Annotated in this window: 19 protein-coding genes; 6 read left to right on the top strand and 13 right to left on the bottom strand. The window is 53.7% G+C overall.

Translation table 11 applies throughout. The features are described 5' to 3' along the window. Positions 1–3: 3 nt before the first annotated feature. From QWY20_RS04905 to QWY20_RS04880, 6 genes are all read right to left on the bottom strand, one after another. Positions 4–306: a type II toxin-antitoxin system RelE/ParE family toxin gene (locus QWY20_RS04905; protein WP_330127919.1), complete on the bottom strand. Its 303-nt coding sequence runs from the start codon at positions 304–306 to the stop codon at positions 4–6. Then, positions 294–551, bottom strand: coding sequence for a type II toxin-antitoxin system Phd/YefM family antitoxin (locus QWY20_RS04900; RefSeq protein ID WP_330127918.1), 258 nt, complete (start codon positions 549–551; stop codon positions 294–296). The genes QWY20_RS04905 and QWY20_RS04900 overlap by 13 nt, the downstream gene beginning before the upstream one ends. 243 nt (positions 552–794) lie before the next feature. Further along, positions 795–1,163, bottom strand: a complete 369-nt coding sequence (locus tag QWY20_RS04895) for a hypothetical protein (RefSeq protein WP_330127917.1) — start codon at positions 1,161–1,163, stop codon at positions 795–797. Between the two features lie 9 nt (positions 1,164–1,172). Continuing rightward, complete coding sequence (locus tag QWY20_RS04890; RefSeq protein WP_330127916.1) at positions 1,173–1,571, bottom strand: hypothetical protein; 399 nt, start codon at positions 1,569–1,571, stop codon at positions 1,173–1,175. A gap of 36 nt (positions 1,572–1,607) precedes the next feature. Further along, on the bottom strand, positions 1,608–1,979 hold the full coding sequence (locus QWY20_RS04885) for a hypothetical protein (RefSeq protein ID WP_330127915.1): 372 nt from the start codon (positions 1,977–1,979) through the stop codon (positions 1,608–1,610). An 8-nt stretch (positions 1,980–1,987) separates the two neighbouring features. Then, entirely contained in the window at positions 1,988–3,019 is a 1,032-nt protein-coding gene (locus QWY20_RS04880; RefSeq protein WP_330127914.1) for a hypothetical protein, read from the bottom strand. Between the two features lie 331 nt (positions 3,020–3,350). On the opposite strand from QWY20_RS04880, the gene QWY20_RS04875 reads away from it, so the two are divergent. Together QWY20_RS04875 and istB are read left to right on the top strand one after the other, a co-directional pair. Continuing rightward, a complete protein-coding gene (locus QWY20_RS04875) occupies positions 3,351–4,184 on the top strand; it encodes a Mu transposase domain-containing protein (protein WP_330127913.1) in 834 nt (277 codons plus the stop codon). An 11-nt stretch (positions 4,185–4,195) separates the two neighbouring features. Beyond that, positions 4,196–4,942 carry an IS21-like element helper ATPase IstB gene (gene istB, locus QWY20_RS04870; protein WP_330127912.1) on the top strand — a complete coding sequence of 249 codons (747 nt, stop codon included), beginning with the start codon at positions 4,196–4,198 and terminating at the stop codon, positions 4,940–4,942. A 64-nt stretch (positions 4,943–5,006) separates the two neighbouring features. Here istB and QWY20_RS04865 read toward each other — a convergent pair whose 3' ends face one another. Beyond that, entirely contained in the window at positions 5,007–5,480 is a 474-nt protein-coding gene (locus QWY20_RS04865; protein WP_330127911.1) for a hypothetical protein, read from the bottom strand. A gap of 191 nt (positions 5,481–5,671) precedes the next feature. Beyond that, positions 5,672–6,238 carry an acyl-CoA thioesterase gene (locus QWY20_RS04860; RefSeq protein WP_330089241.1) on the bottom strand — a complete coding sequence of 189 codons (567 nt, stop codon included), beginning with the start codon at positions 6,236–6,238 and terminating at the stop codon, positions 5,672–5,674. A 166-nt stretch (positions 6,239–6,404) separates the two neighbouring features. Here QWY20_RS04860 and QWY20_RS04855 point away from each other — a divergent pair, with 166 nt between their 5' ends. Together QWY20_RS04855 and QWY20_RS04850 are read left to right on the top strand one after the other, a co-directional pair. Continuing rightward, a complete protein-coding gene (locus QWY20_RS04855; RefSeq protein ID WP_330127910.1) occupies positions 6,405–6,650 on the top strand; it encodes a type II toxin-antitoxin system CcdA family antitoxin in 246 nt (81 codons plus the stop codon). Next, the gene (locus QWY20_RS04850) at positions 6,650–6,967 is read left to right on the top strand and encodes a CcdB family protein (RefSeq protein WP_330127909.1); all 318 of its coding nucleotides are present in this window, start codon (positions 6,650–6,652) and stop codon (positions 6,965–6,967) included. Before QWY20_RS04855 ends, QWY20_RS04850 begins: the two co-directional genes overlap by 1 nt. 28 nt (positions 6,968–6,995) lie before the next feature. Here the strand turns inward: QWY20_RS04850 and QWY20_RS04845 are convergent, their stop codons facing one another. The 5 genes from QWY20_RS04845 to QWY20_RS04825 all read right to left on the bottom strand — a co-directional run bounded on the left by QWY20_RS04845 (position 6,996) and on the right by QWY20_RS04825 (position 11,055). Continuing rightward, positions 6,996–7,334, bottom strand: a complete 339-nt coding sequence (locus QWY20_RS04845; RefSeq protein WP_091345242.1) for a DUF2288 domain-containing protein — start codon at positions 7,332–7,334, stop codon at positions 6,996–6,998. An 85-nt stretch (positions 7,335–7,419) separates the two neighbouring features. After that, positions 7,420–8,769, bottom strand: a complete 1,350-nt coding sequence (locus QWY20_RS04840; protein WP_330127908.1) for a sigma 54-interacting transcriptional regulator — start codon at positions 8,767–8,769, stop codon at positions 7,420–7,422. Next, positions 8,756–9,349 carry a hypothetical protein gene (locus tag QWY20_RS04835; RefSeq protein ID WP_330089181.1) on the bottom strand — a complete coding sequence of 198 codons (594 nt, stop codon included), beginning with the start codon at positions 9,347–9,349 and terminating at the stop codon, positions 8,756–8,758. Before QWY20_RS04835 ends, QWY20_RS04840 begins: the two co-directional genes overlap by 14 nt. Then, on the bottom strand, positions 9,346–10,764 hold the full coding sequence (locus tag QWY20_RS04830) for a sensor histidine kinase (protein WP_330127907.1): 1,419 nt from the start codon (positions 10,762–10,764) through the stop codon (positions 9,346–9,348). Before QWY20_RS04830 ends, QWY20_RS04835 begins: the two co-directional genes overlap by 4 nt. Before the next feature lie 108 nt (positions 10,765–10,872). Further along, positions 10,873–11,055, bottom strand: coding sequence for a hypothetical protein (locus QWY20_RS04825; RefSeq protein ID WP_330127906.1), 183 nt, complete (start codon positions 11,053–11,055; stop codon positions 10,873–10,875). 581 nt (positions 11,056–11,636) lie between these two features. On the opposite strand from QWY20_RS04825, the gene leuA reads away from it, so the two are divergent. Both leuA and leuB read left to right on the top strand, forming a co-directional pair. Then, positions 11,637–13,211, top strand: coding sequence for a 2-isopropylmalate synthase (leuA, locus tag QWY20_RS04820; protein ID WP_330127905.1), 1,575 nt, complete (start codon positions 11,637–11,639; stop codon positions 13,209–13,211). Further along, positions 13,208–14,281 (top strand): 3-isopropylmalate dehydrogenase, encoded by a 1,074-nt coding sequence (leuB, locus tag QWY20_RS04815; RefSeq protein WP_330127904.1) that lies wholly within the window; start codon positions 13,208–13,210, stop codon positions 14,279–14,281. The genes leuA and leuB overlap by 4 nt, the downstream gene beginning before the upstream one ends. The last annotated feature ends 2 nt before the right edge of the window (positions 14,282–14,283 follow it).

Below are 14,283 nucleotides of genomic sequence, written 5' to 3'. Positions count from 1 at the left end.
CGGTTAGCTGTTTGCCAGCATGTACGCACGAAGCTGCCGCTCCTCGCGCATTACATAAAGGATATAAACCAGCGGTCCATCTTCACGATAAAAGATTCGACAGGGTGGAACCACCAGCTCCCGGTAAACCGAGTCAGGCAGCTCTGGCGGAATTCGCCCGGATTTAGGGAAGTTTTCCAAACGCCCGGTGTGATCCAACACTTCCCTAACCAGATTGCTGGCAGCGACAGGGTTATCCAAAGCAATGTATTCAGCGATGGCATCCACTGCCTGTAAAGCGGGCTCTGTCCAGATTACTTCAGCCATCGGCTCAGTTTCTCTTTGGCCTCATTGTGGCTAAAGGTTCTTTCTTCAATAACAGCACGCTCTCCGCGCGAGAGCTCTTCAAGCAGCTGCAGCCGGCGCTGCATAAACTCATAATCCTGCACATCAACAAGGTAGGCGGATGGCTGGCCATGCTCTGTAATCAATACCGGTTCTTTCGTCGAGTGAAGATCTGCCAGAATCTTGGTCGCCTGGCGCTTGAGGTTTGTCACTAGCTCAACTTTCATCGGTTCACCCTGCTCTCAATGCAAAGTGACACTATAGTGTCACTTTGCGGGTAAAGCAATTCAATCCATGCCGTGTATGCCAGAAAAGCCGGGGGTGGAGTTAGGCGCGAAAATGGTCGCTCTGATACCCAGCTCAAAACGCACTAAACCAACTGAACCATAAGGCATCCTACTTATGACTCATTTTGCCTTATTCATAAGCTTATAAATTTTTAACTTACCCTGAAATTATTCGTCGTTAGCTTAATTTCGAAGCATGCTAATGGGACCAAGCCCCAGAAATGTAATCAACAAAGTTGAAATGATGCTAACAATCATCCAGGCACAGAGCCACCACTGGGTTTTACTGGCATAGGCTTTCATCCGATCCGGATTGCTGTAAAAGTGGGATGTACCATTGTTAAAGCGCCCAATTGGGTAAAAAATCGCCCAGGCATAGACCCAAGGTTTATAGAGAAAAATCACCCAATCACTAGTGACATCTTCTTTATTGGCCCGCAGTTGCTTTTGAATAGGCCGCACCACAAACCAGCCAACCACGGGCCAGGCTATCAGAAAAGATAAAATTGAAAACGCACAAGACAAACCCACAATTAGATACAATGTGTCCATTATAGATACTCAAAAGAATTGGTCATAAACAAACTCACCGAAATCTTGGCCCCAAGGATCAACAATGGTCGAAGCCGCAAAAGCAGCAGCAGATGCCCCGATTAACAGCACCCAGCCCGCAGGTGTAAAACCTAAACCAATCACTACCGCAGCACCTACAATACCTGACCCTACAACACTGCTAAGTGCAAAGCCACCAATCTGCCTGGCACGCTCGCGTTTATAATCCCCACTACTTTGCCGTACCCGGCGAACTTTTTGATTGCGCCCGCGGATATCCCAAGCCATCACCAAAGGGCTGGCAATCTGCAATCCTCGAATAAAACGCATGACCTGCTGAGCTTGCGCGCCATTGGCAATATTCAACGTTCGCCCGGTGCGGCGGCCACCAGCGGTATTGCTGTGCATTGAGCGGCCGCTGCGGGCGACATTGACGCAGCTAGCTTAGTGACGAAACAAATAGTAAAAAGGGAGAAGTACAAAAAGCATAATTATTAAAATCAAAATTATGCTAATTTCCATCCAGGCACAAAGCCACCACTGGGTTTTACTGGCATAGACTTTCATCCGCTCTGGGTTGCTGTAAAAGTGGGATGTGCCATTGTTAAAACGACCAATTGGGTAAAAAATAGCCCAGGCATAGACCAAGGGCTTATAAAGAAAAATTACCCAATCACTAGTGACATCTTCTTTGTTAGCCCGCAGTTGCTTTTGAATAGGCCGCACCACAAACCAGCCAACCACCGGCCAAGCTATCAGAAAAGATAAAATAGAAATCGCGCATGACAAAATTAGGATGAGATACAAAGTGTCCATGCTATTTCTCAAAGTAAGCGATCATAGACAAACTCTCCAGCATCTTGCCCTAACGGTTCAAGAGCAGACGAAGCAGCAAAAGCTACAGCAGAGGCTCCAATCAGCAGTACCCAACCAGCAGGTGTTAAGCCCAAACCAATAGCTATAACGCCACGTACTACAATACTTGTTACTACACTACCAGAAACAAAACCACCAATCTGCCTGGCACGCTCGCGTTTATAATCCCCACTACTTTGCTGTACCCGGCGAACTTTTTGATTGCGCCCGCGGATATCCCAGGCCATCACCAAAGGGCTGGCAATCTGCAATCCTCGAATAAAACGCATGACCTGCTGAGCTTGCGCGCCATTGGAAATATTCAACGTTCGCCCGGTGCGGCGGCCACCAGCGGTATTGCTGTGCAATGAGCGGCCGCTGCGGGCGACATTAACACCGCGATCCACATTGGCTAGAGCCGAGCGGTTGGCTTGCGTGCCCAGATTGGCTTTGTAGCGCGCCAGTTGCGACTGAAAACGCTGTTGCATGTCGGCATGCAGGCGGCGGACCTGAGCTTCTTTTGCCGCTATCTGTGGGTTGTAAGCACCCCGGTCGCGAGCACCACGCGCCTGTGTCTTGGCCTGGCTGACCTCATGCAAATCCATCAGCGCTTGTTGATAACGGACAATGGACTGCTGAAATGCATTGTATTGATGTTTGCTGGCTCCAATCAGGGCGCTGGCAACATTGGCTCCATGCTCTTCCACCAAGGCCATGACCGGTGCAATCAATTCTTCGGTTATGGCGGCGATGGCCAGTAAATGCTCGTCGTAAAGCGCCGAAGCATGCTGCAGGCGCTGCATTTCAGTGGAAGAGAACTGATTCATCACCGCAAGTACCCGCTCATCGCCCGGCTGGCAGCTCATCAGATAAGGCTTGTTGGGTAACAACAGATCGCTGCGCTGACGATTCAGCTGACGGTATTGGTTGAGTAATTCAGGTTGGGAGGCGAATAGCTGCTCTGCACGTTCGGCAGAGCGGGGAAAATAAAGTTCGGCCATAGCGATGTCCTTATTGCTGCCAAAGAAAAGGCTATTTTATGGCAAGACGGACTGGCAGATCAACACAAAAATTAACAATAAAATTACCAATCGCTAATTCATGGTAGCAAAGGTCTGTTTGTGGCTTCTCATCATGCATTGGGATAGCAGCTACGAAGTCATCAACGCGCTGCGGCACATCCTGTTCGATGCAATACCCCGAAACCGCTAGATCGTAAATTTTGTTCTGACCCCGAAATTCTTAAACCGCTAGATCGCAAATTTTGATCTGACCCCGAAATTCAGCAAAGCCAACCGATACGCCCCGGTGCTTAATGAAAATTACGCGCGTATGGCGCGGCACTACGGCACAGCCATCATCCCGGCCAGGCCATACAAACCTAAAGATAAATCGAAGGCGGAGAATGCGGTTCTTATCGTTGAACGCTGGATCTTAATGCGTCTGCGCTATGAGCACTTCTACACACTGTCCAGCTTGAACCAGCGTATCCGGGAGCTGCTGATGGAGCTGAATCAACGACAGCAGCGTGTTCACCCTGGCTCCCGTTATGAGCTTTACATGCGACTTGATAAACCCGCCCTGATGCCACTACCGGCATACGCTTACACGTATATCGACAGCAAGCAGGCCCGTGTTGGGCCGGACTACCATGTTCTGTATGCCAAGCACGCTTACTCTGTGCCGCATAACCTGGTGGGGCAAACCGTCACACTGGAAGCAACCGCGCAAATTATCTGCCTTTACTACCATGGCAATGTGGTTGCTCAGCATCCCCGAAAGCATCAACCCGGCGGCTTTAGCACGATGAAAGAGCATATGCCGGATGCACACGTCAAACAGCGCTGGAGTGCTGAACGACTGCTTGGCTGGGCTGAGAGTATTGGCAGTGGCTGTCGAGCCATTATCGCATCACAGCTTGAACGACGTCAGCACCCGGAGCAGGCCATAAAAAGCTGCCTCGCCATCCTCAACCTTGCCACTAAATATGGGCAGGATCGTCTTGAAGCTGCTTGCCTAAAAGCACTGCTGCTAGAGCAGCCGCACCGCAAAGTGATTCTGAATCTGCTGCTCAACAATAAAGAGCAGGATCTTAGTGGTACTGATATTGACGAGCACCCGATGATGAATCACCACAATATCCGCGGACAACATTACTACCAATAAGGAGCCCAACAATGAGCTTATCTGCACTGCATGAACAACTGCGAGTCCTGCGCCTTGGCCACTTCTGTCAGGCTTTACAGCAGCAACAGGAGCAACCTGATACGTATGCTGATATGAGCTTCGAGGAGCGGCTTGGTCTGCTGGCAACCCACGAAATACTCTGTCGTGACCATACCAAGATAAAGCGATTGACCCGGTTGGCAAAGCTACGCTTCGATGCCCGGCCCAGCGGTATTGATTACCGCAGTGGCCGCGGACTCAAGAAAGACAAAATAGCCACGCTGCTGAGCGGACAATACCTGCACTACAACCAGAACATCATCATTACCGGAGCCACCGGCTGCGGTAAAACTCATCTAGCCTGCGCGCTCGCAACACAGGCCTGTGAGCAGCATCACAGTGCTCGCTATTATCGGCTCGGTGAGTTGCTTGATGAGTTGCACGTGGGGCGAGCCGATGGCTCTTACCGTCAACAATTGAGCACGCTGGCTAAACGAAAACTGCTTATCCTTGATGACTGGGGTATGGAGAAACTGAGCGCACGACAGGCCAACGATCTGCTGGATGTTATGGAAATACGCTACCAACAGTCCAGCACCATCATCGCTAGTCAACTCCCCACCAGTGAATGGTACAAGCTGATCCCCAACCCGACTATCGCGGATGCATTACTCGACAGGCTACTGCACAACAGTCACCGAATAGAACTAACAGGAGAATCGATGAGAAAACTGGATCAATCCGATCACTTAGCGTAAAAAGAGGGGTATGAAAAAGAGCGGCTAAATGGTGATCGGATAACTCCGGAATCGCTGTTCGGAATCACCGAAATACGCACAAAGCATGCAAGTGGTGCCAAGAAGCCCATTGCTCTACCACTACACCAGCCTTTGTAGCAGAAAAATCAGCGTAATCAGAATGGGCAAAGTGCACGATCTGATTACGATGCTCCCCCAGTGCTTTAAAGTTATCTATCGTCGATTGTTCGAGGCACTCATTTAAGACACCCTTAAGTCTCTTTATTGCATCCTCTAAGAAAACAGAATGAAAGTCACCAACTCTAAAGCTATCGATATTGGCTGTTTCAGGTTTACTAATGATTAGCGTCCAATGCTCAGCCATTAAGCGAGCTTTAAGGAATAATTCGATCGAGGTATAAAAATCTACAATCGAGTTCTTGGGCCTTTTTTCAAGATCATCGAGGGATGAATCTAAAAAATCGATAGCATTCTTGACTAGAGAGTCAAAAAGCTCATCTTTTGTCTGCTTTTTCTGAGAAATGAACTTTCGGCCCATTTAAGGCTTCCCTAGGTTTTTAACACTTATTCGGCAGGTCGACCCATAGTTAAACACGGATCAACCTGCCTTTGTAAACTTTATGTACCCAACCCTAACCGCTTTTTTGCTTTGTGACAATCACTTACAGAGACAGACATGCAGCGTCACCAGCAAAAAACACAGATGCGTCCGTCTAAGTGCTTGCTGCCCTAACTAAGCTCAGAATCAGCCAACTCAATTTTCGCATCAAAATGCTGGCGGATTTCAGTGAGTGCTGCCTGCAGGGCGCCGCCGCAGGGTAGTGTCATGGCCTGGCGGGCTTTGCGTTGGCGGATGCGTTCGGCGCTTTGCAGGTAGCGCATCACTTCCAGTTCGCTGGTTAAAATAAGGCGAGGTACCGGTACGCTCTGGCCCTGCTCGTCTTTGGCAATCATGGTGAAGTAAGAGGAATTGCAGTGCTTCACCGCATCGGTCTGAATGTTCTGCGCATCGACCCGGATGCCGATGACCATGGAGCTGCTGCCGACAAAGTTAACCGAGGCTTTTAAGGTAACCAGCTCACCGACTTCAATCGGGTTGAGAAAATCGACCCGGTCGACCGAAGCGGTGACGCAATAGCGGCCGCTGAACTTGGAGCCGCAGGCAAACGCCACCTGATCCATTAAGGATAACAGGTAACCGCCGTGGATTTTACCGCTGAAATTGGAATGCGATGGCAGCATCAGCTGCGATAAGGTGACCTTGGAACTGGCAACGGTTTTGTAGTCTGCGCCCATAAAAGCTCCGGCTGGTGTTTTAAACACTCTAGCCGAAGCCTGCAGGATGGTAAAGCGCACAGCTCTTCGCCCTGCCGTAAGACTGACTGGTGCCATTGCCATGCAGCCTTGCTTTCCATACCCTATGCGCATATGCTATGCACATACCTTGTATGGAGTAACAGCTATGAACCATGCCTACGACACCCGAGCCGCTAAAAAGCCGACTAATGTCAGCATCAATAGCGATTTACTCGAAAAAGCCCGGGGGTTGAACATCAACCTGTCCGCGACACTGGAGCAGGCCTTAGCCGAGCAAGTACGAAACGAGCAACGGGCACAATGGTTGCGCGAGAACGCCGATGCCATTCAGGCCTACAATCAATTTGTTGAAGCCAACGGCACCTTCAGTGACAGTGTAAGGAAGTTCTGATGGCGCAGTTTTTTGCGTACAAAAACGCCAACCCGAAGACACGACAGCAATACCCCTACTTGCTGGATATTCAAAGCGACTTGCTGAGCGAGTTGAAAACAACGGTCGTGATACCGCTCTCACCGGCTGAAATCGCAGCGCCGATGAGCCTGACCAGACTAAATCCGTCTTGCACGCTTGATGGTAAGGTGTTCATTGTAAGAACCCAGGACATTGCCGGGATTGACCGCAGTCAGCTTAGGGGGCAGGCTTATGATCTAACCGCGTACCGCTCTGAGGTGATGGCCGCGGTCGATTTTATTCTGTCTGGGATATAACGTCCGCCGCCAACCTGTGGCGAACGGCTTAGTTCAGCTGGCTGGCGGTAGGCTTGTCCTGCACCAGCACCCAGGGCGCGATCACCACGGCCCACAGCTCTTGCTTGGCATCAAACCACTGTTTGGCTTGTGCTTCCTCGACCCGCTTCACCTGCCCCTGCGTCAACCAGCTTTGCACTTGCTGGCTGTGATCCTGACTAAAGGCATAGGCCACGTCCACCAAATCCAGGCTGAGATCCACCGCTACCACCGAACCGGCGGCGTAGAATTTTTGCAGTTCCAGCCAGTTGATGCGGGCGGTTTCGCTGGTGATTTTGGCTTTGATCAGTTCCGGGGTTTCAATCTCCGGTGGGGTGATGGCAGTCATGGGGTTTCCTTAAAAGCAGTTACTGCCCGCAGTATACCATGGCCCAGCACTGGGTTTTAACCCAGCCTAGACTGGCCGGGGCGCTTTACTCGCTGGCTTCTTTGTCTTCCGTCACCTGCTGGGCGCTCAGCTCGTGCTTTTTCAGCAGCTTATAAAAATCAGTACGGTTACGCCCGGCCAGCTCGGCCGCCCGGGTGACATGGCCGTCGGTCATTTGCAGCACCCGCACCAGGTACTGGCGCTCAAACTGATCGCGCGCTTCGGTTAAGGTGGGCCAGTAACTGCTGTCCTGCGCCAAGGCCTGCTCGACCAAACTGGCACTGATCACCGGCCCATGGGTTAAGGCCACACACTGCTCCACCACATTAACCAGTTGGCGGACATTGCCCGGCCATTTGGCGGTGGTGAGCAGCTGCATCGCATCGTCGGTAAAACGGGTGGCGTTGACCTGATGACGCTCGGCGCTTTGCTGCAGCGCATGGCGCGCCAGCAATGGAATATCTTCCGGCCGCTGTTCCAGTGGTGGCAACTGCAAATTGACCACATTCAACCGGTAGTACAAATCTTCGCGAAAGCTGCCCTCGCCCATCGCCTGCTGCAAATCCTGATGGGTCGCCGACAGCACCCGCACATTGATCGGGATGGTTTTGCTGCTGCCAACCGGCCGAATTTGCCGCTCCTGCAAGGCGCGCAATAATTTGACCTGCAGCGGCAACGGCATATCGCCGATTTCATCCAGAAACAAGGTGCCGCCATCGGCTTCACGGAATAGGCCATTGTGCTCATTCACCGCGCCGGTAAAAGCGCCTTTGGTGTGACCAAACAGCTCAGACTCCAGCAGGTGCTCGGGCAAAGCGCCGCAGTTAATCGCCACAAAAGGCTTTTCTGCCCGCGGGCTGGCACAGTGAATGGCCCGAGCCAGCAGCTCCTTGCCGGTGCCGCTGGCGCCGGTGATCAGCACACTGACATCGCGCTGCGCCACCCGCTGCGCTTGCTGCAACACGGTTTCCATCTGCTCGGAGCGGCTGATAATGGCCGCGCGCCAATCCGACTGCTCCGGCACGCTTTGGTGCAGCGCCTGCTGCAGACTATCGCGCAGCTCACTGTGATCGAGCGGCTTGGTTAAAAAGCCAAAGACGCCGCGCTGAGTGGCCGCGACCGCTTCGGGGATGGAGCCATGCGCCGTCATTAAAATCACCGGCAAGCCGGGATTGCGGCGGGCGATTTCATCGAACAAGGCCATGCCATCCAGCCCCGGCATCCGCAGATCGCTCAGCACCACCTCCACATCCTGCCTGGCCAGCACATCCAGCGCCGCTTCGGCGCAATCGGCGGTCAGCACCACAAAGCCTTCGCCTTCCAGTCGCAGCGTCAGCAAACGCAGCAAACTGGGATCATCATCCACCAATAAGACGCGGCCCTCAGGGTTGCTCATTGTTCACTCCGTTATCCGGCTGATTCAATCGGGCTTCAATCTGGGTCAGGGCTTCGATTTGTTGCTCCAGCTCCAGATTGCGGGCCCGCAGCTGTTCGTGTTCATGCTGCACATCGGCCAGGGTGCGCGACAGCGCACTGATGGCCGACTCGGCTTCCAGCAGCTTCTGGTTAAAGGCCAGGTCCCAGCCAAACAAAGCAGCCAGATCCGGCGCCGCCAGCATCAGGTGCTCGGCCAGCTGCATCTGGGCCCGAAAACGGGTTAAGTAGTTGTTCTCCGGGTGCAGCTGCATCAGGCTGGTCTGGATGGCGGCCAGTTCAGGCTGCTCCTCCAACTCCCACTGCTCCCGTTGCAGCGAGCTGCTGCTGAGCACCTGCTGGCGAAACTGCAACCAGGCCAGCAGGCTGTCGCTATCGTCGGCAAGGCTCAGTTGTCGCTGTGGCTCCGCAGTCGGCTCCGGCTCGGGTTCTAGCTCTACCTGCTCGGCCACAACCTCAGGTTCGGGTGCAGCCTGCTGCGAACCAAGCAACTGGCACCCCACCAGGCTGAGTAGCACCAGACCAACCAAGATCACTTTCATACCAATTCCTCGGGCAAAGGCAGGCGGATACGGACACAAAAATCCGCCTGAGGTGAATCGACAATGTCGGCTTTTCCACCCAGTAAACGGGCGCAATCTGCGACAATGGACAGGCCAAGACCGGAGCCCTGCACCTGATCGTGGCGCGGGCTTTGGCCGCGCTGGAAAGGCTCAAACAAACGTTCGCGCTGCTCGGGCGCTATGCTGTGGCCTTTGTTGGCGACATCCAGCCACCACTGCTGCTCATGCTGCTGCAATTCAATCCGTACTTCGCTGTTCTCAGCACCATAGGCTTGGGCATTGTTGATCAGATTATCCAAAATACGCCGGAACAACATGCCATCGGTGTAGAGCTGTTCAACCTGCCAATTAAGCCGAATGGCCTGGCCGCGTTGCTGCAGCGCCAGGGTATGATCCTGCACACAGGCTTCTATCATGGCACGGGCCGGATGCCATTTTAACTCAGGTTTGGCTTGTTGCAGTAAGCGGTTGTAATCCAGCAACTGCTCGGTCAGCTGACTGAGCCGGTCGGCACTGCCGTTCAGCAAGGCCACTACTTCCTGCTGCTGAGGCGTTAAGGGCCCAACCAACTCTTCGGTCAGTAAGGAGCAGCCTTCCCGGATACTGGATAACGGCGTTTTCAGTTCATGCGAGGCATGACGTAGTAAAATCAGCCGCAAGGACTCCAGTTGCTGCAAACGACCGGCCAGTACCCGCAGCTGCTCGCCCAGCTCGGTCAGCTCTTTCGGGCCCTGCACTCTGGCTTCCGGAAACGGCTGCTGCCGGCCAATGGCCCGGATCATCCGCTCCAGCATAGTGACCGGGCTGGTAATACGGCGCGAACCCCAGATCACCAACAGCAGGGTTAAAAACACCAACAGTATGGTTTGCCAGGTCAGTTGCTGCTGAGCTGAAGCGACATCGCGCTGCTGCGCTGCCAGTTGCAGCTCCAGTTGTTGCCAGATCTGCTGCGACAAACGGCCCTGCTGCTGTCGCAGCTGCTGCAATAAGGGTTCGAGCTGGTCGGCACTTTGCTGGGTAAAAGATTGGTTGAGCTGCTGCAGGGTAAGTTCTTGTTGCTGGCATAAGGTGCTTTCGGTTAAAGACTCACAAACCTGAGGCAACAGTTGCTGGTAGCTGGCCAGATGGTTTTGCGCCAGCCGGGCCAGTGCTTCGGTTTTCAGCACGGCAAACTGGCGGATGGCGCGCTCGATATCCACCACCTGGTTTTGCATTTGCTCCATCCGCCGCACGCTGGCAGCCGAATTGCTGGCCTGCTCCACCGCCTGCTGGCTGATGCCGGTTAACGCACGGTGACTTTGCCACATCAACACCGCCACCGGGATCAGCGCCAGCACAAAGCTGGACAACACCAGTTGTCGCAGGGAAGCGGTTTGCAGCAGTTGAAGTTTCATCGATTGGATACGGTTGTCCGATTTAGCTCAAGCATACCGTGTTTTAAGGGCAAGCAACAGTCTGAGAGCGGAGTGACAACATCCCCAGACTGTCGCTGCCAAGGGGACTTAGTTGCCCGTGACAGGCTCAACCTCTGGTGACAGGGCTGTTGCAGCAGCGTCTGCCAATACCTGCTCACGTTCCCAGGCAATAACGCTTTCATTATTCAGGTCGATACGACGCAGCATGGCCGTAACCAGCATCAGATTCAGAATCAAAAAAGTGACCAACGTAGCAATTACAGGGTCCATCGTAGTCTCCTCAGGCGCCATGATACAAAGTTCGTGATGAATTCCAGCGCATTCTGGGTTGACTAATACAACTGTTGTGCCAAGTTTATTATCTGTTTATTATCAAGCACTTAGATCGAAACCAGTGAAAGAGGACTGCGAAAGTGTCTCCGATTAGCGACAGCAAAAACGACATGAAAACAAAATCATTTAAAAACAAGTGGTTATACTGTCTTTTTTTTGCGACACCGGCTGCAAAGCCGCGGAAATACGGGGTTTGGCCGTGACTTACCGGCTGCGCCGACCACTGAAAAAGATCGACGTTTAGCCATCTATACTGTTGCAACCTAAAAAAAATGGTGGTACTAATAGAGCCAGTACAAAAATAAGGCGAACCACAATGCCATTGAATGCTTGCCACAACAGCATTATTTTCAACCTCCTCCTCCGTCGTATACCACACGGGGCAGTTGGTGCTGTGCGCAAGTAACGCAGCCAAATTCTGAAAAAACCCCGTGCCTAAGGCCGGGGTTTTTTGCTTTTAGGCAGCGCCATCCCAGCCAGGGCCTACCACTGACAAGTACGATGAAAGGAAAAGCAGCATGAGTGCGGACAATAAAATCTGGATCTTCGACACCACCCTGCGTGACGGCGAACAGGCGCTACGGGCCAGTTTAAGCCAGAAGCAAAAGATCCAACTGGCCCATGCCATCGCCCGGCTGAATGTCGATGTGATGGAGGTCGGCTTCCCGGTGTCGTCCCCCGGTGATTTTGACTCGGTGCAGCGCATTGCCCGCGAAGTCAAAGGCCCGGTGATCTGTGGCCTGGCCCGGGCTGTGGCCGGCGATATTGAAGCCTGCGGCGAAGCGTTAAAAGACGCCGAGCGTAAGCGGATCCATACCTTTATCGCCACCTCGCCGCTGCACCTGGAGTTCAAGCTGCGTAAAACCCTGCAGCAGGCGACCGAGCAAGCGGTAGCGGCCATCCGCCAGGCCAGCCGCTACACCGACGATATCGAGTTCTCCTGCGAAGATGCCGGCCGCACCCCGATAGACAATCTGTGTTACATCATTGAACGGGCCATTGCCGCCGGCGCCACCACCATCAATATCCCGGACACCGTGGGCTACACTATCCCGACCGAGTTTGCTGCCATTATTCATGCACTGAAAAACAAGGTGCCGAACATCGACAAAGCCCGTTTAAGCGTGCATTGCCACAACGATTTAGGGCTGGCGGTGGCCAACAGCATCAGCGCAGTGCAGGCCGGGGCCCGTCAGATTGAGTGTACCGTCAATGGCATTGGCGAGCGCGCCGGCAACTGCTCGCTGGAAGAAGTGGCGATGATTGTACGAACCCGCCAGGATGTGTTTGCGCCGCTGTACACTGACATTAAAACCACCGAGATTTACCGCAGCTCGCATCTGGTCAGCCAGATCTGCAATATGCCGATCCAGCCGAACAAAGCGGTGGTCGGCGAAAATGCCTTTGCCCACTCATCCGGCATTCATCAGGACGGGGTGTTAAAAGCACAGAATACCTACGAAATTATGGCCCCAGAGCAAGTCGGCATTCGTCAGAACGAACTGAACCTGACCTCGCGCTCCGGCCGCCATGTGATCCAGCACCGGTTAAGCGATCTGGGCTACAGCAAAGACGACTACAACCTGGATGAGCTGTACCAGAGCTTTCTGGCACTGGCCGATCAGAAAGGCCGGGTGTTTGATTACGATCTGGAAGCCCTGGTGTTTTTCCAGAACCTGCAGGAGCAGGACGAGTTTTACCAACTGGAGTTCTTAAGCTCCTCCACCCATACCGGCCATGTGGCGAGCGCTACCGTCGGCCTGCGCTGCGGCGACGACCTGCTGACCGAAGCCGCCACCGGCAATGGCCCGGTCGAAGCGGCTTTTCAGGCCATTCAACGCATCAGCAAACTGCCTATCCGGATGGTAGATTTTAACTTATCCGCCAAAGGCAGCGGCGAAGATGCGCTGGGCCAGGTCGATATTATTGCCGAATTTGAAGGCCGCCGTTTTCATGGTGCCGGCCTTGCTACCGACATTGTCCGCGCCTCGGTGCTGGCCTATGTCCATGTGTTGAATATGATCCAACGCGCCCAGCAGGTCGATGCCTGCAAGCAAGCGCGTCAACGAACCGCAGGAGCAGAAACAGAATGAGTCAGACACGTTTTAAGGTTGCCGTCCTGGCAGGCGATGGCATCGGACCGGAAGTAATGGCCGAAGCCCACAAGGTACTGAATGCGGTTGAAGCGCGTTTTGGCCTGACTTTTGAGCGCACCGAGGCGCTGGTTGGCGGTGCCGCCATTGATGCCGTTGGTCAGCCACTGCCGCCGCAGACTTTATCCATTTGCCAGCAAAGCGATGCCATTTTGTTTGGCTCGGTCGGCGGCCCGAAATGGACCGGGCTGGCACCGGATCAGCAGCCCGAGCGTGGCTCTTTGCTGCCGCTGCGTAAAACCTTCGATTTATTCTGCAATCTGCGTCCCGGCCAGATTTACCCGGCCTTTGCCGAGTTATCGCCACTGCACCCGCGGGTCAGCAGTCAGGGCATGGATGTGCTGTGCGTACGCGAGCTGACCGGTGGCATTTACTTTGGCGAAAAAGGCCGCGGTGAGGACAGCGCCTTCGATACCCAGACCTACAGCACAGCAGAAATCAGCCGCATTGCCCGGGTGGCTTTTGAAGCGGCGCAAAAACGCAGCCACAAAGTGACCTCCATCGACAAAGCCAATGTGCTGCAAACCAGTATTTTGTGGCGCGAAGTGGTGACCGAAGTGGCGAAAGATTTCCCGGATGTTGCGCTGGAGCATATGTACATCGACAATGCCGCCATGCAGCTGATCCGTAGCCCACAACAATTTGATGTGCTGCTGTGCGACAACCTGTTCGGCGATATTTTATCCGATGAGCTGGCCGCCATTGCCGGCTCGATGGGCTTATTGCCTTCGGCCAGTCTGAATGGCAGTGGTTTTGGCCTGTACGAGCCAGCCGGTGGCAGCGCGCCGGATATCGCAGGCCAAGGCATTGCCAACCCCATCGCCCAAATTTTAAGTGCCGCCCTGATGCTGCGTTACAGCTTTGGGCTGGAAGACGCCGCTAAAGCCATTGAACAGGCGGTGCAACAGTGCCTGCAGCAGGGCATTGTCACCCGCGATATTCAACCCGATTCGTCCTATGGTACCGCCGATGTCGGCAGTGCCATCGCCAACGCCATTGCAGGAGCCTGAGC

The sequence above is a fragment of the Alkalimonas cellulosilytica genome, assembly GCF_036325985.1.
Classification (GTDB): domain Bacteria; phylum Pseudomonadota; class Gammaproteobacteria; order Enterobacterales; family Alteromonadaceae; genus Alkalimonas; species Alkalimonas cellulosilytica.
The sequence above is the reverse complement of the archived record's forward strand: the minus strand, read 5'-3'. Positions and strand labels throughout refer to the sequence as shown.